The sequence below is a fragment of the Nonomuraea jiangxiensis genome, from assembly GCF_900099965.1.
Lineage (GTDB): Bacteria > Actinomycetota > Actinomycetes > Streptosporangiales > Streptosporangiaceae > Nonomuraea > Nonomuraea jiangxiensis.
This window is the reverse complement of sequence record NZ_FNDJ01000042.1, coordinates 29053-54066: the sequence shown is the minus strand read 5'-3', so window position 1 is coordinate 54066 and position 25014 is coordinate 29053. Positions and strand designations below refer to the sequence as shown.

At 70.8% G+C, this 25014-nt stretch carries 27 protein-coding genes; 18 read left to right on the top strand and 9 right to left on the bottom strand.

Annotation, left to right across the window (positions count from 1 at the left end; all coding sequences use genetic code 11):
- Positions 1–230 precede the first annotated feature (230 nt).
- The 3 genes from BLS95_RS49815 to BLS95_RS49805 are packed head-to-tail and all read left to right on the top strand — an operon-like array spanning position 231 to position 5012.
- The gene (locus BLS95_RS49815; protein WP_090946650.1) at positions 231–614 is read left to right on the top strand and encodes a hypothetical protein; all 384 of its coding nucleotides are present in this window, start codon (positions 231–233) and stop codon (positions 612–614) included.
- Positions 611–1501, top strand: a complete 891-nt coding sequence (locus tag BLS95_RS49810; protein ID WP_090946649.1) for a hypothetical protein — start codon at positions 611–613, stop codon at positions 1499–1501. Before BLS95_RS49815 ends, BLS95_RS49810 begins: the two co-directional genes overlap by 4 nt.
- 16 nt (positions 1502–1517) lie before the next feature.
- Positions 1518–5012: a CHAT domain-containing protein gene (locus BLS95_RS49805; RefSeq protein WP_090946648.1), complete on the top strand. Its 3495-nt coding sequence runs from the start codon at positions 1518–1520 to the stop codon at positions 5010–5012.
- A gap of 159 nt (positions 5013–5171) precedes the next feature.
- On the opposite strand, the gene BLS95_RS49800 is transcribed toward BLS95_RS49805, so the two are convergent.
- Positions 5172–5666, bottom strand: a complete 495-nt coding sequence (locus BLS95_RS49800; protein WP_090946647.1) for a hypothetical protein — start codon at positions 5664–5666, stop codon at positions 5172–5174.
- 139 nt (positions 5667–5805) lie between these two features.
- On the opposite strand from BLS95_RS49800, the gene BLS95_RS49795 reads away from it, so the two are divergent.
- Positions 5806–6777 carry a helix-turn-helix domain-containing protein gene (locus BLS95_RS49795; protein ID WP_090946646.1) on the top strand — a complete coding sequence of 324 codons (972 nt, stop codon included), beginning with the start codon at positions 5806–5808 and terminating at the stop codon, positions 6775–6777.
- Positions 6778–6856: 79 nt separating this feature from the next.
- Here BLS95_RS49795 and BLS95_RS49790 read toward each other — a convergent pair whose 3' ends face one another.
- Positions 6857–7693, bottom strand: a complete 837-nt coding sequence (locus BLS95_RS49790; RefSeq protein ID WP_176993834.1) for an NmrA family NAD(P)-binding protein — start codon at positions 7691–7693, stop codon at positions 6857–6859.
- Positions 7694–7774: 81 nt separating this feature from the next.
- Here BLS95_RS49790 and BLS95_RS49785 point away from each other — a divergent pair, with 81 nt between their 5' ends.
- Positions 7775–8716 carry an AraC family transcriptional regulator gene (locus BLS95_RS49785; protein WP_090946644.1) on the top strand — a complete coding sequence of 314 codons (942 nt, stop codon included), beginning with the start codon at positions 7775–7777 and terminating at the stop codon, positions 8714–8716.
- Between the two features lie 47 nt (positions 8717–8763).
- Here the strand turns inward: BLS95_RS49785 and BLS95_RS57375 are convergent, their stop codons facing one another.
- A complete protein-coding gene (locus BLS95_RS57375; protein ID WP_090946643.1) occupies positions 8764–9450 on the bottom strand; it encodes a winged helix-turn-helix transcriptional regulator in 687 nt (228 codons plus the stop codon).
- Positions 9451–9528: 78 nt separating this feature from the next.
- Between BLS95_RS57375 and BLS95_RS49775 the strand changes: the two genes are divergently transcribed.
- Positions 9529–10050, top strand: coding sequence for a pyridoxamine 5'-phosphate oxidase family protein (locus BLS95_RS49775; RefSeq protein WP_090946642.1), 522 nt, complete (start codon positions 9529–9531; stop codon positions 10048–10050).
- A gap of 114 nt (positions 10051–10164) precedes the next feature.
- On the opposite strand, the gene BLS95_RS49770 is transcribed toward BLS95_RS49775, so the two are convergent.
- Positions 10165–10587 (bottom strand): PPOX class F420-dependent oxidoreductase, encoded by a 423-nt coding sequence (locus BLS95_RS49770; RefSeq protein ID WP_090946641.1) that lies wholly within the window; start codon positions 10585–10587, stop codon positions 10165–10167.
- Positions 10584–11498: an NADP-dependent oxidoreductase gene (locus BLS95_RS49765; RefSeq protein WP_090946640.1), complete on the bottom strand. Its 915-nt coding sequence runs from the start codon at positions 11496–11498 to the stop codon at positions 10584–10586. The genes BLS95_RS49770 and BLS95_RS49765 overlap by 4 nt, the downstream gene beginning before the upstream one ends.
- Positions 11499–11596: 98 nt before the next feature.
- Here BLS95_RS49765 and BLS95_RS49760 point away from each other — a divergent pair, with 98 nt between their 5' ends.
- The gene (locus BLS95_RS49760) at positions 11597–12289 is read left to right on the top strand and encodes a TetR/AcrR family transcriptional regulator (protein WP_218136400.1); all 693 of its coding nucleotides are present in this window, start codon (positions 11597–11599) and stop codon (positions 12287–12289) included.
- A 199-nt stretch (positions 12290–12488) separates the two neighbouring features.
- Here BLS95_RS49760 and BLS95_RS49755 read toward each other — a convergent pair whose 3' ends face one another.
- Positions 12489–13256, bottom strand: a complete 768-nt coding sequence (locus tag BLS95_RS49755) for a FadR/GntR family transcriptional regulator (protein WP_090946639.1) — start codon at positions 13254–13256, stop codon at positions 12489–12491.
- A 151-nt stretch (positions 13257–13407) separates the two neighbouring features.
- On the opposite strand from BLS95_RS49755, the gene BLS95_RS49750 reads away from it, so the two are divergent.
- The 6 genes from BLS95_RS49750 to BLS95_RS49725 all read left to right on the top strand — a co-directional run bounded on the left by BLS95_RS49750 (position 13408) and on the right by BLS95_RS49725 (position 17583).
- Complete coding sequence (locus BLS95_RS49750; RefSeq protein WP_090946638.1) at positions 13408–13608, top strand: hypothetical protein; 201 nt, start codon at positions 13408–13410, stop codon at positions 13606–13608.
- Positions 13609–13710: 102 nt separating this feature from the next.
- Positions 13711–14034 (top strand): 2Fe-2S iron-sulfur cluster-binding protein, encoded by a 324-nt coding sequence (locus BLS95_RS49745; RefSeq protein WP_090946637.1) that lies wholly within the window; start codon positions 13711–13713, stop codon positions 14032–14034.
- A 79-nt stretch (positions 14035–14113) separates the two neighbouring features.
- Positions 14114–15394 carry an aromatic ring-hydroxylating dioxygenase subunit alpha gene (locus tag BLS95_RS49740; RefSeq protein WP_090946636.1) on the top strand — a complete coding sequence of 427 codons (1281 nt, stop codon included), beginning with the start codon at positions 14114–14116 and terminating at the stop codon, positions 15392–15394.
- An 18-nt stretch (positions 15395–15412) separates the two neighbouring features.
- Positions 15413–15892, top strand: a complete 480-nt coding sequence (locus tag BLS95_RS49735; protein ID WP_090946635.1) for a hypothetical protein — start codon at positions 15413–15415, stop codon at positions 15890–15892.
- Positions 15889–16719, top strand: a complete 831-nt coding sequence (locus tag BLS95_RS49730) for a 3-methyl-2-oxobutanoate hydroxymethyltransferase (RefSeq protein WP_090946634.1) — start codon at positions 15889–15891, stop codon at positions 16717–16719. Before BLS95_RS49735 ends, BLS95_RS49730 begins: the two co-directional genes overlap by 4 nt.
- Before the next feature lie 9 nt (positions 16720–16728).
- Entirely contained in the window at positions 16729–17583 is an 855-nt protein-coding gene (locus BLS95_RS49725; protein ID WP_090946633.1) for an alpha/beta fold hydrolase, read from the top strand.
- Between the two features lie 27 nt (positions 17584–17610).
- On the opposite strand, the gene BLS95_RS49720 is transcribed toward BLS95_RS49725, so the two are convergent.
- Together BLS95_RS49720 and BLS95_RS49715 are read right to left on the bottom strand one after the other, a co-directional pair.
- Positions 17611–18054, bottom strand: a complete 444-nt coding sequence (locus tag BLS95_RS49720; protein WP_176993833.1) for an RpiB/LacA/LacB family sugar-phosphate isomerase — start codon at positions 18052–18054, stop codon at positions 17611–17613.
- Positions 18055–18057: 3 nt separating this feature from the next.
- Positions 18058–18990: a type 2 periplasmic-binding domain-containing protein gene (locus tag BLS95_RS49715; RefSeq protein ID WP_090946632.1), complete on the bottom strand. Its 933-nt coding sequence runs from the start codon at positions 18988–18990 to the stop codon at positions 18058–18060.
- A gap of 46 nt (positions 18991–19036) precedes the next feature.
- Between BLS95_RS49715 and BLS95_RS49710 the strand changes: the two genes are divergently transcribed.
- From BLS95_RS49710 to phtC, 5 genes are read left to right on the top strand one after another with little or no spacing between them, the layout of a single operon-like run.
- The gene (locus tag BLS95_RS49710) at positions 19037–20182 is read left to right on the top strand and encodes a zinc-dependent alcohol dehydrogenase (protein ID WP_090946631.1); all 1146 of its coding nucleotides are present in this window, start codon (positions 19037–19039) and stop codon (positions 20180–20182) included.
- Positions 20179–20883, top strand: coding sequence for a 4-carboxy-4-hydroxy-2-oxoadipate aldolase/oxaloacetate decarboxylase (locus tag BLS95_RS49705; RefSeq protein WP_090946630.1), 705 nt, complete (start codon positions 20179–20181; stop codon positions 20881–20883). Before BLS95_RS49710 ends, BLS95_RS49705 begins: the two co-directional genes overlap by 4 nt.
- Positions 20880–21884: an amidohydrolase family protein gene (locus BLS95_RS49700; protein WP_090946629.1), complete on the top strand. Its 1005-nt coding sequence runs from the start codon at positions 20880–20882 to the stop codon at positions 21882–21884. The genes BLS95_RS49705 and BLS95_RS49700 overlap by 4 nt, the downstream gene beginning before the upstream one ends.
- 1 nt (position 21885) lies before the next feature.
- Positions 21886–22872 carry a substrate-binding domain-containing protein gene (locus tag BLS95_RS49695; protein WP_090946628.1) on the top strand — a complete coding sequence of 329 codons (987 nt, stop codon included), beginning with the start codon at positions 21886–21888 and terminating at the stop codon, positions 22870–22872.
- A complete protein-coding gene (gene phtC / locus BLS95_RS49690) occupies positions 22869–23597 on the top strand; it encodes a 3,4-dihydroxyphthalate decarboxylase (RefSeq protein WP_090946627.1) in 729 nt (242 codons plus the stop codon). The genes BLS95_RS49695 and phtC overlap by 4 nt, the downstream gene beginning before the upstream one ends.
- 11 nt (positions 23598–23608) lie before the next feature.
- Here phtC and BLS95_RS49685 read toward each other — a convergent pair whose 3' ends face one another.
- The gene (locus BLS95_RS49685; protein ID WP_218136399.1) at positions 23609–24886 is read right to left on the bottom strand and encodes an NAD(P)/FAD-dependent oxidoreductase; all 1278 of its coding nucleotides are present in this window, start codon (positions 24884–24886) and stop codon (positions 23609–23611) included.
- Between the last annotated feature and the right edge of the window lie 128 nt (positions 24887–25014).

Sequence of the window (25014 nt, the reverse complement as noted above, 5' to 3'; positions counted from 1 at the left end):
TATGTAAGCGCTTACCTAATTAGCGATGAAAGCGCTTACACAAATGTAGTGTGCCAGGCACGTTAACTTCTCGTACAGACCTCGGCGCGTAACGGTGAGGTCACGCCGAGCGCGTGACCCCGGTCGTGATCACCGCTGAGCTGTAACGACCCCCGGTTCCGGCTCGATGGACGAGATGCCGTTCACTCGAATTCCTCGGGGGATCTCACCAGGCAGCAAGGGATGTCGTCGTGCGGCTCGACCTGTCTCGCAAGATCGCCGCTTTCTGTCGCGAGACGGAGGGCGGCACTCTTCAGGAACTGACCGCCCTGGAGGGCCGCGAAGACCTTTTCCTGCACGTACGGGACGAGCTCGCGGCAGGCCGGATGCCTCATTCCTTGGAGGCGGACCTGGACACCCTGAACGGGCTGGCCGAACGCCGGCTGGGCAAGGGCTTCTACCCCTCCACCAGCCGGGCGGCGCCGCTTCCCGGTCATGAGGAGGCCACCGGCGCTCAATACTGGAGTTGCCCGCGGGGCCGCTGCAGCGGCAGGGGGCGGGTCAGGCCCGGTCAGGCACCGCCGTTCTGCGCCCTCGGCAGCGCGGACCTGATCGCCGAACCGATCCCGCCATGACCGACTTCCTCCGTGAGATCGGCAAGAAACTCGCCGAACGATGGCTCTCGCTCCTGGCGCTGCCCGGTCTGCTGTACGTCGCCGTCGCCGCCGTCGCGCACGTCCTGGGATGGGCGCACGCGCTGGATCCGATCCGCATGAGCCGCCAGATCGACACCTGGGCGAGCAGCCCCGCGGTGCGGTCGACCGGAGGGATCGTGCTGATCTCCGCGGCGGTCGTCGCCGGATCGGTCATGGCCGGTCTGGCCGCCGCGGCGCTAGGCCGTCTCGCCGAGATCATCCGTCATCTTCCCGGCCGCCGCCCGCCCGCCAGGTGGCTCGCCGACCGCCGCCGGTCGAGGTCGCAGGCCGCCAAGCGGGCCGCCGACAGCGCGGAGACGGCCACCGAGATCCGAGCGGCCATCCGCGGCGCCGACCGGCTCAGCCGGATCGAAGCCGACCGTCCGACCTGGACGGCCGACCGCCTGCACGCCTGCCGCGTACGGATCGAGCGCGCCTACGGGCTCGACCTCGACGTGATCTGGCCGCGCCTGTGGCTGATCCTGCCGGACTCGGCGCGCGCCGAGATCAACGCGGCCCGCGACGGCTACGCCGCCAGCGCCCGCCTCTACGGCTGGTCGTTGCTGTACCTGATGCTGGCCGTCTGGTGGTGGCCGGCGGCGGTGATCGCGCTCGCCATCGCCACGACGGCCCAGCTCACCACGCGATCGGCCACCGTCCTGCTGACCGATCTCATCGAGGCCGCCGTCGACGTGTACGCCCCGGTGCTGGCCGCCCACCTCGACCCGGCCGCGGCTCCGGCCGCCCTGACCCCCGAGCAAGGCAGATCGCTGACCGCGCTGCTCCGCAGGAGCCGCTGGGACCCCGATTCTCCGCTCGCCGACTGAGGGAGGCTGATCAGCGTTGTCCACGCACCCCTCGTACCGTCCGCTGGGCAGGTACCCCGGTGGCTCGTCGGGGCGCAAGCTGCTCCTCAATCCGGCCTACGCCACGGCCTACGCCTCGGTCCACATCCGCATCGACGAAGCCCGGCGAACGATGAGCACGGCTCCTGTCGTCGACTCCCGGGGGCTGCGAGCGGCCCTGCGGCTGTGGCGGCAGCTCACCGACGGCGACGGCGACATCCTGGGGCGGCTGGAGCTCGGCTGGTTCCACTGGATCCGGTACATCGCGCACGAGGGCGACAAGGACATCGAACGGGCGCTCACCCTGCTCACGTACTGCCTCAAGGCCGGCGTCGAGTTCGATGACCTTCCTCCGGAGATGCTGCCCTCGCTGGTGAACCGGGTGGATCCGCAGGCCGAGGACGTGCGGCTGCGTCAGCGGCTCATCGTCGCGCTCGACAGCGGCCATCCCGGCCTGGCCGGCGCGTACGCCAACCTCGGGAGCGCGCTGCGCAACCGGTTCAAGTCGAGCGAATCGGCGGACGATCTCGATCAGGCCATCGCCTGGTTTCGCAGGGCGCTGCAGATCGACGAGCTCGACGAGACCGACGACGAGGACAGCGCGATCATGCTGTACAACCTCGGAGAGTCCCTGACCACCCGGTACGAGCGGGGCGGACCCGCGGCGGACCTGGACGAGGCCATCGCCTGCTTCCGCGACATGCCCGGGGCGCCGGTGGCCGAGGGGCCCAGTCCCAGAGAACGGCAGGGCCTGCTCGGGGGCGCCCTGCACAGCCGGTTCCTGCTGGCCGGACACCCCGAGGACCTTGAGGAATCGATCCGTGCGCTCGAAGGAGCGCTCGCGGCCTCCACCACCGACGCCGAACGGGCGAACTCGCTGTCACATCTGGGGACGGCTCTGCGTGACGGGTTCCTGCGGGGCCCGCTGCCCCCGGCCGACCTCGACAAGGCCATCACCCTCCTGTCGCGCGCCGTGGACCTGACCCCAGAAGGCGTTCCTGGACGTCCGTACTACCTGTCCAACCTCGGCAACGGCCTGCGAACCCGAGCGGAGGCCGCGGGAACGGCCGACGACGCCGACGAGGCGGTCGACCGGCTCCGCGAGGCCCTGAGCACGACCCCCGCCACCGACCGCACCCGTGGCGCGGTGCTCAACAACCTGGCACAGGCGCTTCAGGTCCGCTACAGGAAGAGCGCGGCACTGGTGGACCTCGACGAGGCGATCACCCTGCTTGAGGAGTCGGCGGAGCTCGACCGGGGACCGCTCGGTGAGGGTGTGCTGTCCAACCTGGGAACGGCGCTGCGCAACCGGTTCCAGCGCACGGAGGTGATGGCCGATCTGGACCGGGCGATCGAGGTGGGACGGCGGGCGGTCGCGGATGGGTCGTCCAGGCATCCCGACCGTGCCGGGTTCCTGGCCAATCTGGGAGTCGCCCTGAAGGTCCGGTTCGACAGGACGGGGCAGCCGGCCGATCTCGACGAAGCCATCGACGTCGGCCGCCAAGGGGTGGAGAACACCCCTTCAGGACATCTGGAACGCGCCGGACGCATCTCCAACCTCGGACTCGCGTTCCAGTCCCGGTTCGAGGCGTACGGCTCCCGGGAAGACCTCGACGAGGCCGTCTCCTGGCACCGGAGGGCGGTGGCGGCCATCGCCTCGGAGGAGGATCCACAATATGCGGTCATGGCGCACAACCTGGGCCTCGCCCTGTGGGAGCGGGCCGAGCTGATCGATTCCACGAGCGATCTCGAGGAGGCCGTCACCCGGTTCGAACAGGCCGCGAGCACCGAACTCGCCACGCCCCTCGTACGGATCCGGTCGGCTCAGGTCGGAGGCGGTCTGGCGGCGGCCACCCAGCCTGCCCGGGGCGCCCGGCTGCTGGAGCTGGCGGTACGGCTCCTCCCCGAGGTCGCGCCACGCGCTCTGGGCCGCTCTGACCAGCAGGACGCACTCGACCGGCATCCCGGGCTGGCGCACGACGCGGCGGCCCTGGTGCTCAGCGACCCGACCAAACCCCCGGGCGAACGCGCGGCGCTGGCACTGCGGCTGCTGGAAAGCGGCCGGGCGCTGCTCTATGGGCAAGCGCTGGAGACCCGGACCGACCTGACCGACCTTTCTGAGGCGCACCCCGACCTGGCGTCCCGGTTCCGCGAGTTGCGCGAGCTCCTGGATCGGCCGTCCGGCCCGCTCGGGGACCCCGGCGGCCCCCGGCAGAGTGTCGCCGATCGGCGGCAGGTGGCCCGGCGCTGGACCGACCTGCTGACCGAGATCCGGGCTCGCCCCGGGTTCGCGTCCTTCGCGCTGCCTCCGCCGACGGCCGAGCTCACCTCGCAGGCCGAGCACGGCCCGGTGGTCGTCTTCAACACCAGCGAGCACCGGAGCGACGCGCTGATTCTCACGCGCGACGGCATCGACAGCGTGCCGCTGCCGAACCTGGGCACGGAAGCGCTCGTCGCGCAGATCGAGATCTTTCTCGAGGCCCTGCGAACGACCGGCGAGGACACGACGCTGGCCCAGCACAACGCCGCGCAGGAACGGCTGCGCGCGGTGCTGGCGTGGTTGTGGGACAGCGCCACCGGCCCGGTGCTCGACGCTCTGGGCATCGACGCCCCGCCCGCGACGGACATGGCCGCGCACGACTGGCCCCGGATCTGGTGGGTGCCCGGCAGACACCTCAGCTTGCTGCCCCTGCACGCGGCCGGCCACCATACCGACCCGCCCGATGCCGGCGCCCGGACGGTCATGGACCGGGTCATCTCCTCCTACACCCCGACCATCGGCGCGCTACGCCATGCCCGGGGCGGCACCGCCCAGAGCGGCCCCGTCCGCGCGCTGATCGTCGCGATGCCCACGACCCCCGGCACCCCTGGGAACCTGCCGTACGTGCCGGCCGAGGCGGCCCTCGCCGCCGCGTGCTTCCCCGACTCGACCACCCTCACCGAACCCGACCCGGCGACCCCCGACTCCACCACGCTCACCGAACCCGACCCGACCGTCCCCGGCCCAGCGGACCGGCGGCCGACCCGCGCCAACGTCCTGGCCTTGCTGCCCACCCACCCGGTCGCGCACTTCGCCTGCCACGGGATCAGCGACCCGGCCGATCCCTCGAACAGCCGGCTGCTTCTGTCCGACCACCGTACCGAGCCGCTGACCGTCTCCGCCCTCGGCGCGATCCGCCTGGACCGCGCCCGGCTGGCGTACCTGTCGGCCTGCGAGACCGCGCTCGCCTACAACCTCCTCGACGAGTCCATCCATCTGACGTCGGCCTTCCAGCTCGCCGGTTATCCGCACGTGATAGGCACGCTGTGGCCCATCTACGACCAGGAGGCCCTTGACGTCGCCACGACCTTCTACACGACCCTGACCGGGACAGGCGACCAGCCCGACTTCCGGCACGCCGCCCACGCGCTGCACCGCGCCACCCAGGACATGCGCCGCCGTTTCCCGCTGGCCCCGTCCCACTGGGCCGCCCATCTCCACACCGGCGCCTGAGCGCGTACGCCCTGGTGCGAGGCTCCTCTCAGGCTGCGTCGGATGCCGAGGAGAGCTTCAAACCGCCGGGCGCCGAGCCGCCGAACATCTTCTCCTGCAGCGACGGCGGCAGCAGCCTGCCCTGGAATCATCCGGGTCGCCGAGGAGGGCGGCCGCGGCTCACGTTCGGGTGCGAGCGGCTGCGGCGAGGTCGCGGAAACGGGTGAGGAACGCCTGTCCATCCGGACCGGAGTCCAACGGCAGCAGGTATGAACTGGCCTCCTCGTGCCCCAGCCACCTGGCGTGCACGAACACGCCGGTATCGCCGCCGTACAACTGGGGGTTCGGGGTCTCCAGGACGGTGTCGGCCAAGCGCCCGCCCAGGCGTACCGACTCGCCGTCCACCCGGACCAGCGCGATGACCACGTACGTGTCGGTGACTACTGCGGCGGCCAGGTTCTCCACCATCATGGGCGCGCGCGTCCGGCCGCGGAAAAGGCCACGTCGCGACTGCTGGAGCGGGACGCTGTGAGTCTCGCAGCAGATTTGGGCGGAAGGGCGCAGATCCCGGAGGAGATGTTGCTCGGTGTAACCGTCGAGAAGCGTCTGGAGGCGGGCGTCGAGGTCGTCGACCGTACAGAGCCGCGTCGACCTGCGGTAGGGAGGCGTGATCACGGTAGGAGCTTAGGACGTGGACTTGCCATCCACTTGAGGGCGGGCGTCAGGTTCTGACCCACCTCGCTCGTGGTGATTCGCTACCCTCTGGTCCAGAATCCGGGCGGGGGCCCGGCGGGGCGGTGAGAGGGACGAGCCGGTGCAACTGATCATGACCACCGATGGCCTGCCATCCGGGGAGCGGTTCGACGGCTGGCTGAACCACATGACGCGACTCGTGGCGCCGGCGCCGACGCACTTCAGTTCGGAGCACCGATCCGACTTCCGCGGCAGGATCGAGGCAATGGACCTGGGCGCCATCCAGGTCACCGCCCATGTCACCGCCGAGTGCGAGGCGTTCCGCACGTCCCGGCTGATCCGCCAGTCCGATCCGGAGCTGCTCAACCTGCTCTTCGTCCAGGATGGACCGATCGGCCTCGCGCAGGACGGCAAGGACGCCATCCTGCGCCCGTTCGACATGACGCTGTTCCACACGTCGCGGCCCTATCACATGCGGACGGGCACGAAGCGGTCGCACCACGCGCTCACCCTGTCGTTCCCCGGCAGCCTGCTGCCCTTCTCCGGGCGCGCACTCAAGCAGGCCGCCGTCCACGTCCTGCCGGGGACCCAGGGCATCGGCAGGCTGACCGCGCAATTCCTCAGCGGCCTGGCAGCCCACCGGGGCCCCCACTCGACAGCGGATCTGCTGTGGCTCGGCATCACCCTGACCGACCTGATCACGATGCTGCTCGGCCACCGCCTGGACACCGCCGTACCCCCCGAGACCGGCCGTCGCGCCCTCCTGATGCGCGTGCGCGACCACATCCAGCGCAATCTCGGGGACCCCACACTGTCTCCCACGACGATCGCCGCCGCGCACAGCATGTCCCTGCGCAGTCTGCACCGGCTGTTCACGTCCGAGGGCACGACCGTCGCCGGGTGGATCCGCGAGCAGCGGCTGGAGCGTGGCCGCCATGACCTGGTGCGGCCCGGCCAGCGGGAGGCGATCCACGTCATAGCGAACCGCTGGGGGTTCTCCGACGTGGCCGTCTTCAGCCGCGCCTTCCGCGCGGCGTACGGGATGAACCCGCAGGAATACCGGAGCCGGCACCTCGCGGACCCGGCCGGCTGACCCCCAGGACGGCCGGCGACGCCTCCCACCACCGGACGCCGCTTCAGACCTCGAAGATCAACTTGAACCCGACGCGGTCCTACCTGGCGGCGTCCCACACGCCGGTGGGGGCGATCTCGGCCACCCAGTCCGCGAAGTCGCGGGGCTTGCGGTTCAGGGCACGCTCGACGCCGTCGGCCAGCGAGCTGTTCCGGCCGTCGAAGAACTCGGAGATGAGCGTGGCCAGCGGCTCGGCGAACTCGCGCGGGGCGCCGTCGTCGACGATGGAGTCGGCGAACCGCTCCCGGGTGATCGGCTCGTAGCGAAGCTCGCGGCCCGTCGCCCGGGCGATCTCGGCGACGCCTTCGGCGAAGGTCCACAGGCGGGGGCCCGTCAGCTCGTAGCGTTCGCCCACGTGACCCTTCTCGGTGAGGGCCGCCACCACGACGTCGGCGATGTCGTCGGCGTCGACGAACGGGTCGGCGTTGTCGCCGGCGGGCAGGGCCAGCACCCCGTGGCGCAGCGGCTCGAGGAACACGCCCTCGTCGAAGTTCTGGTTGAACGAGGCCGGGGCGACAATGGTCCACTCGATCGGCAGGCTCGTCACGGCGTCCTCGCACCGGACGGCCTCGTCCTGGTTGCGGGCGGACAGGAGGACCAGCCGGTCGACGCCGGCGTCGACCGCCAGCCGGGCCACGGCGCCGATGGCGTCGCCGGCGCCGGGCCACTCGACCTCGGGGTAGTACATCAGGTAGGCCGACCTGACTCCGGCGAAGGCGTCGGCCCAGGTCGAGGGGTTCTCCCAGTCGAACGGGGGCTCGCCGGTACGGGAGCCGACCCGCACGTTCACGCCTCGCTCGATCAGCCTCCGGGTCACCCGGCGGCCGACCCGGCCGGTACCACCGAGGACCAACGTCGTGCGCTCTGTTGTTGTCATGGCTACAGCCTGAACGGCGCCATCTGGATGTTCCATGGCCGAGATGCCGGAATGCATATCCGATCGTCTAGCCTGAATGGTGTGGACGCACTCGCAGGGTTACTCGAGGGCCCGCGGGCCAGCGGCGCCTTCCTCCTCCGCATCCTGCTGGACCCCCCATGGTCGATCCGGGTCCAGGACGGGTCGCCGCTGTGCGTCGCCGTCATGCTCAGCGGCGAAGCGTGCTTCGAGCCCGACCACGGCGAGCCGGTGCGGCTGCGCCCGGGCGACATCGCCCTCGTCCGTGGGCCGGACCCCTACGTGATGAGCGACGACCCGGCGGCCCCGCCGCAGGTCATCGTGTACCCCGGCCAGCAGTGCGTCACGCCCGAGGGCGTCGAGCTGCGCGAGAGGATGGCGCTGGGGGTGCGCACGTGGGGCAGCAACCCCGACGGGTCGGTGCAGCTGGTGCTCGGCGTGTACGAGGAGGTCGGCGCCGTCGGTCAGCGCCTGCTCGACGTGCTGCCGCCGTTGCTGGTCGTGTCCGAGGACACGTGGGACTCGACGCTCATCCCGGTGCTGGCCGGCGAGGTCACCAAACAGGGGCCGGCCCAGGGCGTCGTGCTCGACCGCCTGCTCGACCTGCTGCTCATCTCGGTGCTGCGGGTGTGGTTCGACCGGCCCGAGACCGAGGCCCCGGCCTGGTACCGGGCCCACACCCACCCGGTGGCCGGCGAGGCGCTGCGCCTGTTCCACGAGAACCCGGCGAACGACTGGACGCTGGCGCGGGTCGCCGCCGAGGTCGGCGTGTCACGGGCGACGCTGGCCGAGTCCTTCCGCAACGCCGTCGGCACGCCGCCGATGACCTACCTGACCGAGTGGCGCATGGCTCTGGCCGCCGACCTGCTGCGCCAGTCCGACGCCACGCTGAACGCCGTCGCCCGGCAGGTCGGCTACGGCAGCGGGTTCGCCCTCAGCTCGGCGTTCAAGCGGGTGTACGGCATCAGCCCGCAGGAGCATCGCAGCGCCGCACTGGCGCAGTGAGCGCGGGGGCTGCGCGAGCTCGGAGAGATCCCGTGCTTCCGGGCGGTTCAGGGGCGGGGGGCATCGGTCGGTCCAGGCGAGGAGTCGAACGGAGCCAGGAGAAGGTCGGTGAGGCCCTGTTTGGCGTGTTCGACGCCGTCGAGGCGCAGTGAGTCCGAGTCCAGTGCCGCCGCCATGGTGATCCGGTGGTCGCAGATGGCGCGGAGGGTGTCGAGGTCGGTGGTGAGGGTGGCGTCGGGGGGCTCGGGGGCGGTGTCGCGGCTGATGTGGAGCGAGCCGTCGGTGACCTCGATGACGTAGGTGTCGGCGTCGATGCGCAACTCGTAGACGCCGGCTGGCTCGGCGGCGTTCGCCGGGTCGAAGACCGCCTTGATGCTGAGCAGGATGGAGTCGATGCCCAGGGGGCCATCGGGGGTCGTGGGGGCCTGGCTGCCCCAGCGGCCGAGGTGGAGGAGGAGCGGCTCCAGTGCGCGGCCCCAGTCGGTGAGTTCGTAGAGGCGGACGCGGGCCGGGGGCGGTAGTTCGCGGCGCTGGACGACGCCGTGCTCGGTCAGGTCGCGCAGCCGCTGGGTGAGCACGTTCGGGCTGACGCCCGGCAGGCCGGCATGCAGGTCATTGAAGCGCTTGGGGCCCAGCAGCAGGTCACGTACGACCAGCAGGGCCCAGCGTTCGCCGATGATGTCCAGGCCGCGGGCCACACCGCAGGGGTCCCCATAGCTGCGCATGCCGTTCATGCTCGCCAGGCTACCTCAAAACTCCTTATTTAGGAGTAGTACTTGTTTTTTAGGAGTTACCTCTCTAGCGTAAGCCCCATGATCCTCTCTGACACCCAAGTGGGCCTGCCGCAGGGCGACGTGCGACTGCTGGCCACTCCCACCGCGCAGCGCCTGCTCAACGACCTGACCCTGGTGGCGCGACTGGCCTACACCGGCAAGGACGCCACCCCGCGGGTGATCCCGGTCAACTTCCTGTGGAACGGCGAGGAGATCGTCGTCGCCGCCTTCGCCGGCACGTACAAGATCCGCGACCTGAACGCCCGCCCCGACGTGGCGATCACCATCGACACCGCCGACGGTCCCCCGCAGGTCCTGATGCTGCGCGGGAAGGTCACCCTGAACGAAGTCGAGGGCGTCCTGCCCGAGTACGCGACCATGATGGGCGCCGTACGGGGCGAGGAGGCGAGCGGCGCCTACCTGTCGGCCATCGACAAGCCCGGCCTGCGGATGGTCCGGATCGCGCTACGCCCGACCTGGGTCGGGGTCCTGGACTTCCAGGAACGATTCCCCGGCATGACGCCCGAACCCGTTCTCGCGGCTCTCGGCGCCGGCCAGTAGCCGGCCGGCATTCCCGGAGCCTGACCCGGGAGCACACCCGGGCGAGCCGCCCGGCAAGACCCCAAGCGGCCGCGTAGTGTCCCGTAACCGCTGCTTTTTACCGGGCGCCCGGTATCAAGCCCGGGGAATGGAGCGGGTGCCGCGAGCGTGGCCGGGTGGGTCGATGCCCCAGCTGATGATCCGCCGCGGATGGATGCGGATGATCGGGCCGGCCGAGCGGGCAGCGCTGTCGGAGGGCGTGCCGAGGGCTTCGGCGGTGCCGCGGATCTCCAGGCAGCGGATCCCGTCCATGCTCTCGGCCATGTCGTCGATGACGACGGCGGCCTGCGGGTTCGCCTGGACGTTGCGGTATTTGCGGCTGGCGGCCATGTTGTGGCCGCCGATGTCGATCGTGTTGGTCGCGGGGTTGAAGTAGCAGGAGACCGGGTTGACCTGAGGGGCGCCGTCAGGCGCGACGGTGGCCAGCCTGCCGAGGCGCTGGGCCGCGACGTAGGCGATCTCCCCTTCGGTGAGGACGGTCGGGTCGCCCTCTCTCATGTCGTCACCAACGCGATCTTGCCGCGGACGTGGCCGGTCTCGATCTCACGATGCGCCGCGGGCGCCTCGTCGAGCGGGTACTGCCTCCAGATGGGCACGATCAGGCTCCCTTTCTCGTAGAGGCTGGTCAGAGCGGCGAGCCGGGCGACGGAGCGGTCGGTTCCGACCCTGCGTACGCCGAGCCGCTGCTCCGCCTGCCAGTCGACCAGGGTGACGGCGCGGCCGGACGCGCCGAGCAGCCGTACGGAAACGTCGTTGGCCTCGCCGCCGACGCAGTCCAGCGCCGCGGTGATGCCCTCGGGCACCAGCCGGCCGACCCGCTCGACAAGCCCAGGTCCGTACGTGACGGGCAGCGCGCCGAGACGGGTGAGGTAGGCGTGGTTGCGCTCGCTCGCGGTGCCGACCACGGTGGCGCCCCGGGCGACCGCGAGCTGTGTGGCGAACGAGCCGACGCCGCCGGCCGCCGCGTGGATCAGCAGGCGGTCGCCGGCGATGATGCCGAGTGCGTCGAGAGCGGTGTCGGCGGTCTGCCCGCTGGCCGACAGGACTCCGGCTTCCGGCCAGGGCATGCCCGCCGGTTTGCGAACGACGCCGGCCGCCGGGGCGACGATCGTGTCGGCGTAACCGATCGAGTCGACGAAGGCGATGACCTCGTCCCCGATCGCGAACCCGCTGACCGCGTCGCCGAGCGCGTCGATGACACCCGCGACCTCGTTACCCAGCCGTGCGGGGAACGACGCCTGCTTATACCGGGCGAAATCGCCTCGCCGGTAGAGGGCGTCGAAGGGCTGGACACCTGCCGCCCTCACCCGGATGCGGATCTCGTCATCGGCGGGCACCGGATCGTCCGTCTCGATGACGTGCAGCACTTCCGGTTCGCCGTATTCGGCGAACACCACCACTCGGGCCATGTGTCCCGTACCTCCTGATCGGCTGTCTGGCTCGGTGTCGAGTGTCAATCAAACGCATGATGTTTGTCAATCAATTGATTATCTGATGTAATGCCGAGGTGACCGAGCGAGAGAGCGTCGAAGGGGGCTCGCGGTCGCCCCGCCGACATCGCGACCGGACCGAGCGCGACCAGGCAGCCGTCCGCACCAGGCAGCGGATCCTCGATGCCGCCGTGGCCGAGTTCGGCGCCAAGGGCTACGCCGGAGCGCGGACGGCGGGCATCGCCGCCCGCGCAGGGGTGAACCAGCAGCTGATCGCCTACTATTTCGGCGGCAAGCAGGGCCTGCTCGACGAGCTCCGGCGGCACTGGTCGGCGCGGACGGACAGTCTCGTGCCGCCGGAGGCCACCTTCGCCGAGTCGCTACGGGCCTATCTCGACGTGACCCTCGACCACATGGACTGGGCACGTCTGGTGGTGTGGCAGGCCCTCGGCGAGGAGTCAGGCGAGGCGGGCGAGGAGTCCCGCAGCGCACAGCGGCAGCGACTCGAAGAAGGCGTACGCCGGATCCGGGAGCGTCAACGCGCCGGCGAACTGACCGACTCGGTGAGCGCCGAATTCGTCGTCCTGCTCATGCACCTGGCCGCCTTCGCGCCGGTCGCCATGCCAACGCTGGCGGAAGACCTCCTCGGTGTCGCCCCCGGGTCCCAGGACTACCGCCGGCTGTGCCAGGACCAGCTCACCGCCCTGCTGGCCCCCGGCGAGACGTCCGCGACCCCTGACCGAGCCGGCCGCCGGCACCGCGACGACTGAATCCAGGCCGCTCGGGTCCGCGGGGCCGGGTCGCACTGACGAGCGAGGTCGGCGCGCCCTACGGTGTGCTGTTCAGGACATAGGAAACAGCGGGGTGCTCACGTAGGCGACGCCTTCTTGGGCCGGGGTCCGAAGGACTCTGTCGTGGTGTTGGGGTGAGTGGCGGCCGGCCGGCGTTCCCTCCGGTGGGGGACGTCGGCTACTCCTCGGCGTCGTAGTTCGCCAGGCGATCGGCGGTGCGCTGGAGATGGCGGGTCATGACGTTGCGGGCGCGTTCGACGTCCCTCTGCTCGATCGCCTCGACCAGCTCGTAGTGTTCGTGGGCTCCCCGCAGGCCCATCAACGGCGCGGCGACCTGCGCGTGCTGGAGCGACATGAGCAGGGGGCCGTGAAAGGTGTGCACCAGCATCTCGATCGCCGGATTGTGCACGGACGAGGCGACCCGCACGTGGAAGGCCGCCGACATCGCCATGGTGTAGGAGCCGTGTTCCAGCGCGCTGAGACCCTGTTCGACCAGGACGCGCAGCTCCGCGATGTCCTGCTCGGTGGCGCGCTCCACCACCAGGGGAAGGATGCCGAGCTCGACGACCATGCGGGCTTCGGTGACGTCGGCGGCGGTCATCGGGGCCAGCGTCAGCAGCTCGGCCAGACCCTTCCCAACACGCTCGCTCGACGGGCGGGTGACGAAGGCGCCGCCCCGGGCCCCGACGCGGATCTCCACCAAACCGCTGGCCTCGAGCACGCGGAGAGCCTCGCGGACGGTCACCCTGCTGACCCCGAACCGCTCGCACAGGCTCCGCTCGCTGGGCAGCCGGTCGCCGGGGACGAGCTTGCCCTCCCTGATCAGCAGCCGCATCTGCTCGACGATGACCTCGGAGATGCGATCGACGCTCACCGGGCTGAACAGGTCGGCGGTGCTCCTCTTGCCCGGCGTCTCGCCCAGTGGGCCCAATGACGCATCGGCCATGCCGGCGCCCCCTTCATGCTCTCGTCGGTTGATCTTGGCCGTCCCCCGGCCCCCCATCCTAGCAAGGAATGGTCTAACCAATTCCCGAAAACAGCCAATGGTCTTATCATTTGCTAGGTGGCGAGCGCACCGCCGAAGGGAGAGAGCCGCCTTGCTGAAACCGCCACCGAACCTGGGCCATCGCGACTTCGACCTCCACCGGTTCGGCGTGGCCTTCTCGCGGATCGGACGCGCGCCGTTCGCCATGGCGGCCGGCACTCGCTCCGCTCCGGGCTTCGGCGCGCTGGGCGACGTCGACATCGGCTGGGTCGGCCGCCCTTCCCTCGCCCAGGCCCCGGCGGCACAGCCGTAGTGGCCCGCCTCGGCAGGCCAACTTTGGCGGGTGGCAAACGTTGACCGATCCGATATCAAGCTAGGTATATTGGTTAGGCCATTATTCCAGAAGGAGGCGTACGTGCCGAAAGTGGTCTACGTCAGCACCGAGGGCGACGAGCGCGTCGTCGAAGCCGCAGACGGAGAGACGGTGATGTCCGCCGCGGTCCGCAACGGTGTGCCGGGAATCATCGGCGAGTGCGGGGGCAACAACTCCTGCGCCACGTGCCATGTCTGGGTGCGCGGCGATTTCGCAGATCGCGTGGGAGGTCCCGGCGACCTCGAGGACGACCTGCTCGACCTCGGCGTGGAGGACCGACGCCCCACGAGCCGGCTCGGCTGCCAGGTCGAGCTCACCGGCGACCTCGACGGCCTGGTCGTCGAGGTGCCCCCGACCCAGGCCTAGCGTCCACCCCCGTCTCCCGGCCATTGCCACCTGGTTAATGGTCTGATAGTTATTCCCTTAGAGGGCGAAAGGACCGTAAATGCTGCGCACCGAGATCAACGAGCTGCTGACCCAGACCGGGCCAGGCACCCCGATGGGTGACCTGTTCCGCCGTTACTGGCAGCCGGTGTTGCTGGCGGAGGAGCTCTCAGCGAACGACGGCCCACCGGTCCGCGTCAAGGTCCTCTCGGAGCGGCTGATCGCCTTTCGCGACTCCGAGGGCCGCTACGGCCTGATGGACGAGTTCTGCGCCCACCGAGGCGTCTCGCTCTGGTTCGGCCGCAACGAGGAAGGGGGCCTGCGCTGCCCCTACCACGGCTGGAAGTACGACTACACCGGCCAGGCGATCGAGGTGCCCAGCGAGCCCGAGACCAGCAACTTCTGCGCCAACGTGAAGCTGAAGTCCTATCCCCTGGTCAGGCGCGGCGACGTGCTGTGGGCCTATCTCGGCGACCCGGCCCGGCAGCCGCCGCTGCCGGAGTGGGAGTTCGTCACCGTGCCGGAGGGGCAGGCCTACACCTCCAAACGGCTCCAGGAGTGCAACTGGCTGCAGGCCCTGGAGGGCGGCATCGACTCCAGCCACGTCTCCTTCCTGCACTCCGGCAGCCTCGACAGCGATCCGCTGTTCAAGGGGTCGAGGGGCAACGCCTACAACAAGGGCGACCTCAAGCCGTTCTTCGAGGTCGTCGACTACGAGGGCGGTCTGCTCATCGGAGCCCGGCGCAACGCCGAGGAGGGCCACTACTACTGGCGCGTGACGCCGTGGGTGCTGCCCAACTTCACGATGGTGCCGCCGCGCGGCGACCATCCGGTGCACGGCCACTTCTGGGTGCCGATCGACGACGAGAACTGCTGGGCCTGGAGCTTCGACTACCACCCGACCCGCCGGCTCACCGAGACCGAGGTCGCGGCCATGCGCGCCGGGATGGGTGTCCACAGTGCCAATGACGAGAACTACCGTCCGCTCGCCAACAGGGACAACGACTACCTGATGGACCGCGAGGCCCAGCGCCGGGGCGAGACGTACTCGGGGATCAAGGGCATCGCCCTCCAGGACTCCTCGCTGCAGGAGTCGATGGGCCCGATCGTCGACCGGACCAAGGAACGCCTGGTCGCCACCGACGCCGGGATCATCAAGGCGCGCCAGAAGCTCCGCAAGGCGGCGCTGGCACTCGCGGAGGGCGTCGAGCCGGTCGGCAACCGCCCGCAGGACCAGAAGGTGCGCTCCGTCGCCATCGTGCTGCCGGCGGACCAGTCGTTCGTCGAAGGCATCGGCGAGGCCATGATCGCGAAGCCCGGTGTCCCGCAGACCACCGTCTGAGACCCCAAGGAGTACGCCGTGACACAGTCCGGCCCGATCAGCAGTTGCGCCCGCGCGGCGACCGCCGAGGAGGCGGCCTTCCGGATCGACTATCCCCTGGCGGCCGCCCGGAACACGCGGGTGGTGGCTCTGGACGTCGAGGCCGAGGAGATCGTGCGCCGGGCGTCGGAGATGCGGTGGGCGCAGGCCAGATTCTACTCGGCCGCCGACCCTGGGCACAGCCTCCTCACCATGTCCGGGCGGACGGTGCCGCTGGCCGGGGAGCTGGAGGACAGCAACACCCTCGTTCTCGTCTCCACCAGCGGGGAGAACGCGGAGGCGGCGGCGACGATCGGCGCGGCCTGCAAGGCGCGCGGCATCATGACGGCGGGCTTGGCCGTCACATCGGGGCGGTTGACCGGCGAGGCGCTGTTCGCGCTCCGGCCCCACACCCGCATCCTGCTGGTCCCCGCGGAGGACGACGACCTGTTCGAGCTGCTCAGGGCGACCCGCGCATGAGTGCCGCGGCCGCTCCCGGCAAGGTGACCGTTCCGTCGCTGCAGGCGATGAAGGCCGCCGGCGAGAAGAGCGTCTGCCTGGTCGCCTGGGACTACCAGATGGCGCGCATCGCCGACCGGGTCGGTGTCGAGATCGTCTCGGTCGGCGACACCGTCGGGGTGAACCTCTGGGGTCAGCCGCACCCGCTGGAGATCACCATGGAGGAGATGCTCGTCGTCGCGAAGGCGGTACGGCGAGGCGTCACCCGTGCGCTGCTCAGCTGCGACTTCCCCTTCGGCCCGCTCCAGGAGGGCCCGGCCGGTGCCGTCCGCGCCGCCGTCCGGCTGGTCAAGGAGGCCGGCGTCGACCTGGTCAAGCTCGACGGCGCCGCGAACTTCCCCGAGGCCGTGGAGGCGGTGACCCGCGCCGGCATCCCCGTCTTCGCGCAGTTCGGGATCACCCCGCAGACCGCGCTCAAGTACGGCATCGCGTACTCGGCGGCCAGTTCCGCGCAGGTTCCCGAGGAGATGCTGGACGAGCTGGTCGGCGAGGCGAGGCGGCTGGAGTCGGCCGGCGCCGTGGCCCTCAACTTCACCAACTCCGGTCCCGTCGTCGGGCCCGCCGTGGTCGAGGCGGTGTCGATCCCGGTGCTGGGCGGCTTCGGCGGCGGGCCGTGGCTCGACGGCCGGATCAGGATGACGACCGCGGCGCTCGGATATTCGGCCGACAACCTCGACAGGGAGCCGGACACCTACCTCAACGTCGCCCGGCTCGCCTACGACGCGCTCAGCCGGTGCGCGGCCGACATCCGCGCCGGCCGGCAGATCCGCGGCGGCATCAAGATCTAGGAGCCTTTCATGCCCTTCGCCGAACTCGACGGCATCCGCACCCGCTACGAGACGGTGGGCCAGGGTCCTGCGCTGCTGATGTTCAGCCCGGGCGGCTTCGACTCCGGCCTGGAGAACTGGACCGGCTTCGGCCGCTATCGGGAGCTGGGTTTCGTGGACGCGTTCGCGCCGCACTACACGTGCGTGGTCTTCGATCGGCGGGAGGCCGCCCAGTCGGGCGGCAGGGTCGAGCGGCTCACTTGGGAGAAGTACGTCAGGCAGGCCCTCGGGCTGCTCGACCACCTCGGCATCGGCTCCGCCCACACGATGGGGGGCTGCGTGGGCTGCTCGACGGCGGCCGCGCTCGCCGTCGAGGCGCCGGCCCGGGTCCGTAGCATGGTGCTCTTCTCCCCAGCCGGCGGGCCCCGCTACCGGATGGCCCAGCACCGCCGCTTCGTGCGGCACCTCGCGTTCGTCGCCGAGCAGGGGCTGGGCGCGGTCGTCGAGCTGGCCCGCGCCACGACGGCCGGTTTCGGCAAGGACCCGCGCGTCGGTCCGTGGGCGGCCCCGCTCCGCACCGACGAGGCGTTCGCGGCGGCCTACGCCGCCCTTGACCCGGTCCGCTACGACCTGATCGTGACGGGCAGCGTGCGCGGGCTCTTCGACCGCGACACCGTCCCGGGGGTGGAGCCGGAGGACCTGATGACGCTCGGCGTGCCGGCGCTGATCGTGCCAGGCCAGGACGCCTCGCACGCCCCTTCGGCCGCGCGCTATCTCCAGGAATGCCTGCCCGTCCACGAATACTGGGACGTCCCGGTGGCCGAGCAGACGGCGGAGACGGCACCGGCCCGCATCCTGGAGTTCCTCCGGGCCCACGACGGCTGACCTTCGGTGCCGGCGCGGCCGCGGTGGTCAGCCCTGCTGTTCGAGGGCGCCGATCTGCGCCACGCGGGCCGCGTGCACGCCGCCCTTGAACGGCGTGTCGAGCCAGAGCGCGAGCAGTTCCTCGGCCTCGTCGTCGCCGAGGACCTTGGTGCCGAGCACCATCACGTTGGCATCGTTGTTGCCGCGCGAGATCTCGACCGCGAACCGGCTGTAGGCCAGACCGGCGCGCACGCCGCGCACCTTGTTGCAGGCGATCACCTCGCCCTGGCCGCTTCCGCCGATGACGATGCCGAGGTCGTCGTGGCCCGCGGCCACCCGCCGCCCGACCTCGGCGCACAGCGGCGGGTAGTCGACGACGTCGGTCGTGTGGGCGCCGAGGTCGGCGACCAGGTGGCCGCGCCCCGTGAGCCAGCCGGCCAGCCGGCTCTTGAGCGGGACGCCGTTGTGGTCGGCCGCGATCACGACTCGCATGCCTCAGCCCGCCAGGTCGAGGGTGGAGGGCGCGAAGAGTTCTTCGAGCGGGACCGGCGTGGCGAGGATGTGCTGCCGCACGGCGTGGCCCATGAGCTCCTCCAGGACGGCCCGGTTGGGCTCGAGCCCGTACGGCAACGGGTCCGCGCCGGTCTCGGCCAGCACGCGGGCGTACATCCGGTCGGTGGCGTTCTCCACCGTCCCGGAGCGGAGCCGCTCGACGTAGCGCCGCTTGGACTCGGCGAAGGCCTCGAAGACGGCGGCGGCGATCCCGGGCTCGGCGGCCAGGACGTCGTCCTTGACGACGACGAGATGGTTGATCGGGTAGAGGCCGCGCTCACGCAGGGCGGCGAAGCCGGCCTCACCGGGGCCGGGGATGAGCGGCATGAGGTCCGGGTCGTCGGTGCCGACGCCGACCACCGCGTCCAGCTCGCCCGCCTTCAGCAGGTCGACCAGGGTGCGGCCCGAGGGAGCCGGGACGACGTTCGCGGGCGGGCGGTATCCGGCGACGTGCTCGTCATCCGAGCGCACCCACGTGACCGAGTCGAGGTCGAGCCCGCCCTCGGTGTCCAGGATCGCCCGGCCCCAGACGCCCGTGGTGACCGTGTAGCCGCGGTTGACGCCGACGCGCCGCCCGGCCAGCTGCTTGGCGGCGGTGATCGAGCCGTCGCGACGCACCAGGGTCGCGCCGTGGTGGAAGCCGCGGACCAGGAAGACCGGCAGCGCGGTGAAGCGGACGCCGTGCTCGCGGGCGCACAGGTAGGTCGTCAGCGCCATCTCGCTGACGTCGTACGCCAGGTCGCGGACCATCTTGCGGAACCCTTGGACGAGGACCGCCTCCTGGGCGAACTCGAGCGGGAAGCCCTCAGGGACGACGCTGCCGTCGATCACGGCCCGGTTGTTGCCCTGGGCTCGGGTGAGAGTTACGTAAGGCACCGGTCTATGGTACTAATGGCATGACCATTTTGCCATAAGGAGAGCCATGAGCGAGACGGTACGCGCGGCGGTGCGCGTCGCGCCCGGCACGACCGAGATGCAAGAGTTCCCTCTCCCGGCGATCGACGATGACTCGGCCCTGCTGCGGGTCGAGGTCGCGGGCATCTGCGGCACCGACGTGAAGATGTACGCCAGCCCGCCGAGCATGATCCACGGCCGGGTGATCATGGGCCACGAGAACGTCGGCGTGATCGCCCAGGCCGGCGCCCGGTTCAGGGAGCGGCACGGCCTGACCGAGGGCGACCGGGTCTTCGTCGAGCACTACGTCGGCTGTTTCGCCTGCGAGTGGTGTCGCATCGGCGAATACCGCCACTGCGAGGCCACCGACTGGCGCACCAACCCCGACGCGCGTCGCTACGGCTACACCTCGGCGGACAACCCGGGCACCCTGTGGGGCGGCTTCGGCGAGTACATGTACCTGCCCTGGAACGCCGTGCTCCACCGTGTGCCCGACACCGTCACCGCCGAGCTCGCCGGTCTCGTCACTCCCCTGTCGAACGGGATCGAGTGGGCGCTGCGGGCGGCCGGAGTGGGCTACGGCGACACCGTGCTGATCCAGGGCCCGGGCCAGCAGGGCCTCTCCCAGGTGGTGGCCTGCAAGCAGGCCGGCGCCTCGCGGATCATCGTCAGCGGTACCACCCGTGACAAGACGCGGCTCGACCTGGCCCGCGAGCTCGGCGCCGACGACGTCATCGACATCCTGCAGGAGGACCCACTGGAGAAGGTCATGGACCTCACCGGCGGCCGTGGGGTCGACTTCGTGCTCGACTGCACCTCGCGCGCCGGGACCGCGCCCGTGCTGCTCGGGATCGACGCGCTGGTACGGCGGGAGGGCACGCTCCTCATCCAGGGCGAGCTGGCCGCCTTCCCCGATTTCCCGGTCAAGAAGCTGACCGAGAAGGCGATCACCATCAAGAGCGCTCGCGGTCACTCGTTCAAGGCCTGCGAGCTCGCCCTCGACCAGCTCGCCTCCCGCCGCTTCCCGCTGGAGAGGCTGGCCACCCACCGCTACGGCATCGACCAGGTCGACCACGCCATCCGCGTGCTGGCCGGCGAGACCGCGGAGGACGCGATCCACATCTCACTCATGCCCGAGCTGATCGGCCAGGCCGGCGGGGCGGTGGCACGTTGACCGGCATCGTCGTCACCGATCCGCCGCGCACGCCGGCCGACCTGCGCGACGGCCTCGGCGCGTACGGGGTCGCCACGATCCACGAGGCGCAGGGGCGCACCGGGCTGCTGGCGTCCTACCTCTCCCCCGTCTACCGCGGCTCCCGCATCTCCGGCACGGCGGTCACGGTCAGCGTGCCGCCCTGCGACAACTGGATGATCCACGTCGCCGTCGAGCAGTGCCGGCCCGGCGACGTCCTCGTGGTGGCCCCGACCTCGCCGTCGGACGCCGGCTACTTCGGCGACCTGATCGCGACCTCGCTCAAGGCCCGCGGGGTGCGCGGCCTGGTGATCGACGCCGGCGTGCGTGACGTCGCCGAGCTGGAGGCGATGGGCTTCCCCGCCTGGTCGAAGTGCGTCTCGGCCGAGGGCACCGTCAAGGAGACCCTCGGCGCGGTCAACGTGCCGGTCGTCTGCGCCGGGCGGCTGGTCGAGCCCGGTGACGTGATCGTCGCCGACGACGACGGCGTGGTGGTCGTCCGCCGGGCCGAGGCGGCGGCCGTGCTCGCGGCCTCGAAGGCGCGCGAGGAGAAGGAGTCGCGCTCGCGCGAGCGGTACGCCGCCGGCGAGCTCGGGCTGGACGTGAACGCCATGCGCGAGCGGCTCGAACGCAAGGGGCTGCGCTACGTCGCGTACGAGACCTACCGTGGGGAGCACGCATGATCATCGACGTCCACGGCCACTACACCACCGCGCCGCCCGCGCTCCAGGCCTTCCGCGAGGCCCAGCTCGCCGGCGGCGACGCCGTACCGGCCCCGATCTCCGACGACCTGTTGCGGGAGAGCGTCGAGGGCAACCAGCTGCGCGTCCTGGACGAGCGCGGCGGTGACGTGATGCTGTTCTCCCCCAGGGCCTCCGGCATGGAGCACCACGTTCCCGACCCCGCGGTGGCCGATGCCTGGGCACGCGCGTGCAACGACCTGGTCCACCGGGTCTGCGAGCTCTATCCCCGGCGCTTCGCCCCGGTCGCGCAGCTGCCGCAGACGCCCGGCGGCAACCTCGACGGCGTGCTCGCGGAGCTGCGCCGGGTGGTCGAGGAGCTGGGCTTCGTCGGCTGCAACCTCAACCCCGACCCGTCAGGCACCTGGTCCGGGCTGCCGCTGACCGACGAGTCGTGGTTCCCGGTCTACGAGGTGCTCCAGGAGCTGGACGTCCCTGCCATGGTGCACGTCTCGACCGCGTGCAACCCGAACTTCCACACCCTCGGCGCGCACTACCTCAACGCCGACACGAGCGTCTTCGTCCAGCTGCTGCAGAGCGACCTCTTCCGGCGGTTCCCCGGGCTGCGCTTCGTCATCCCGCACGGCGGAGGCGCGGTCCCCTACCACTGGGGCCGCTACCGGGGACTGGCGATCCGCTACGGCTGGCAGGATCCCGCCGAGCTGCTCGGCAACGTCTTCTTCGACACCGCCGTCTACCACCAGGCCGGGATCGACCTGCTGACCCGCGTCGTACCGGTGGCGAACGTTCTGTTCGCCTCGGAGATGCTCGGCGCGGTACGCGGCGCGGACCCCGAGACCGGCATCGCGTGGGACGACACGCTGAGGTACGTCGAGGCCGCTGGCCTGTCCCCCGCCGACCTGGCGGCCGTCTGCGAGACGAACGCGCGGCGGGTCTACCCGCGGCTGGCGGCCCGGCTCGAGCGCGTCGCGATGGGAGCCTGACATGGGCCGGCTGGCGCTGACACTCGCCTGCGGCGACTACGACCGCACCCGTGCCCTCGAGGACGGCAGCATCCGCCCCGACGGCATCGATCTGACCTACCTGCGGCTCCCGGTCGAGGAGACCTTCTTCCGGATGCTGCGGCACCGCGAATTCGACGTGGCGGAGATGTCGCTGTCGACGTACGTCGCCACGCTCGACGCCGAGACACCGCCGTTCGTGGCGCTGCCCGTCTTCACCTCACGGATGTTCCGGCACGGCGGCATCTACCTCAACGCCGACGCCGGCATCGAGAAGCCATCCGACCTGTGCGGCAAGCGCGTCGGCAACCCGGAGTTCCAGCTGACCGCGGGGGTGTGGATCCGCGGCATCCTCGCCGAGCATCACGGTGTGCCCCTCGACTCGGTCACCTATGTCTCCGGCGGCCAGGAGTCGCCCGGCCGCATCGAGAAGGGCCGGGTCGAGACGCCGTTCCGGATGGAGACGGCACCGCCTGACCGGACCCTGGCGGACATGCTCGCGAACGGCGAGATCGACGCGCTCTACACCCCTCGCGTGCCGAGCCCCTTCCAGCGGCGGGACTCTCGGGTCAAGCGGCTCTTCCCCGACGTCGTGGGGGCGGAACGTGCCTACTTCGCCGAGACGGGGATCTTCCCGATCATGCACGTCGTCGTCATCCGCCGCGACGTCTACGAACGTCACCGCTGGGTGGCGCAGTCGCTCTACAAGGCGTTCGTGGCCGCGCGCGACGACGCCTACGGACGGATCTACGATTCCTCCGCGCTGCGCTTCATGACGCCGTGGCTGATCCAGGAGATCGAGCAGGCCCGTGACCTGCTCGGCGCCGACTACTGGTCGTACGGCGTGCGGGCGAACCAGCACGTGCTGGCCACGTTCCTGCGTTATCACCACGAGCAGGGCCTGTCCCGCCGGCTTCGCGAGCCCGAGGCGATCTTCGCCCCTGAGAGCCTGGAGTCGTTCGTCATATGAACGTCGAGGAACTCCGCAGGACCCTGGCACTCGGCTGCCGCATCGTGGCGGCGGCCGGGCTGACCACGCCGCTGCTCGGGCACATCAGCCTGCGCGTCGGCCCGGACCGGGTCCTGATCCGCTGCCGCGGCCCCCGGGAGCGCGGCCTGCTGTTCACCACCGTGTCGGACATCCGGCTCGTCGCCCTCGACGACGAGGGCGACGTCGGCGACGGCTACCGGCTGCCCAACGAGTATCCGATCCACGCCGAGATCCTGCGCGCCCGACCGGACATCGCCTCCGTACTGCACGCCCATCCCCGCTCGGCCCTTCTCGGCGGGCTCGCCGAGGTGCCGATCCGCCCGGTCTTCGGCGCCTACGACATCCCGGCGTTCCGGCTGGCCGACGGCGGCGTGCCCGTCTATCCCCATGCCGGCCTGGTCCGCACCGCCGCCGCGGGCGAGGAGCTCGCCCGCACCCTCGGCGGGTCCCCTGCCGTCCTGCTCCGCGGCCACGGTGTCGCGACGGCCGGCCAGGACGTGCCGCAGGTGCTGAGCCGGCTGCTCGCGCTGGACGAGCTCCTGCGGGTCAGCGTCGAGCTGGCCCGGCTGGGCGCCGCGCCGTCCGTGGTGACCGAACAGGACCGTGAGCACCTGCCCGATCTGGGCGCGGCGTTCAACGAACAGGCGCTGTGGCGCCACCACCTGGGGCTCCTGGAGCTGCGCGGTCTCGCGGACGTCGGCTGACGCGCGGGCCTTCAGGCGACCGCGGTCGAGGTCGAGGGGCGCATCAGGTCCTTGAGGGAGACGGACTCGTCACCGACCCGGTCGGGCGGCAGCGTGCCCCCGTCGCCGAGCACCTTGCGCACGACCATGTAGTCACGCGGCGCGTTGACGGAGTCCGACGCGATGAGCCGGCCGGTCTTGTAGTAGAACACGGAGAACTGCTCGGTCGCCGGGTCGCCGCGCACGACGCACTCGTCGTAGCCGGCGGACAGGCCGGCGATCTGCAGCTTCAGATCGGCCTGATCCGACCAGAACCACGGCACGGAACGGGTCTCTCTGCTGAGCCCGAGCAGCGAGGCGGCCGCGACCTGCGCCTGCGAGACGGCGTTCTGCACCGACTCGATCCGCACCTGGCCCCGCCGGGTCAGCGGATGGGGAAGAACGGTGCAGTCGCCGGCGGCGACGATCGCCGGGTTGCTGGTCCTCGCGTCGGCGTCGACGACGATGCCGCGGTCCACCCGCAGTCCCAGCTGCTCGGCGAGCTCGGTGCGAGGCTCCAGGCCGATGCCCACGACCACCACGTCCGCCGGAAGGATAGCGCCGTCGCTCAGCTGCACGCCCTGTACGTGCTCGTCGCCGGTGAACGCGGTCACCATCGCGCCGAGGCGCACCGCCGTGCCGCGGCGCCGGTGCGCCTCGGCATAGAAGTCGGAGACGACGGGTGCGACAGCACGCGCCATCAGCCGGTCGGCGGCCTCGACCACGGTGACGTCCTTGCCCGCGGCCCGCGCCCCGGCAGCGGCTTCGAGGCCGACGAATCCGCCACCGACGACCACGACGCGCTCGGCGGCCGCCAGGTCGTGGCGCAGCCCGAGCGCGTCGTCGACATCGCGCAGGTAGTGGATGCCGGCCAGGTGGTGGCCGGGAACGCGCATGCGCCGAGGGGTGCCGCCGACGGTCAGGGCGAGCCCGGTGAAGGCCAGCCGCCGGCCGCTGCGCGTCAGCGCCTCACCCGTCCCGGCGGCAGGGTCGGTGAGACGGATGGTCTCGATCCATTCACCGCAGATCAGCTCGATGGCGTTGCTCGCGTAGAAGTCCTCGCCGCGCAGCGCGAGACGGTGCTCGGGGAGATCGCCCTGGAGGAAGCGCTTGGACAGCGGTGGCCGCTGGTAGGGCGGGCGCGCCTCGCCGCCGATCAGCGTGATCGGATCGGTCGCGCCCAGCTCCCGAAGGCTCGTGGCCACCTGCAGCCCAGCCTGGCTGGCGCCCACGATCAGCGTGCCGACGCGTTCCGAGTCACTGGAGTTCACTGCACCTCCCTAAAGGTATAACATTTATACCGTAATGCCTTACGGGCCTGCACTCAAGCCTCCGCGCCGACTGGGCGATCTCGGCCTCCATTGCGGTTACGGTAGGAAGGTAATACCATTGATCCTAA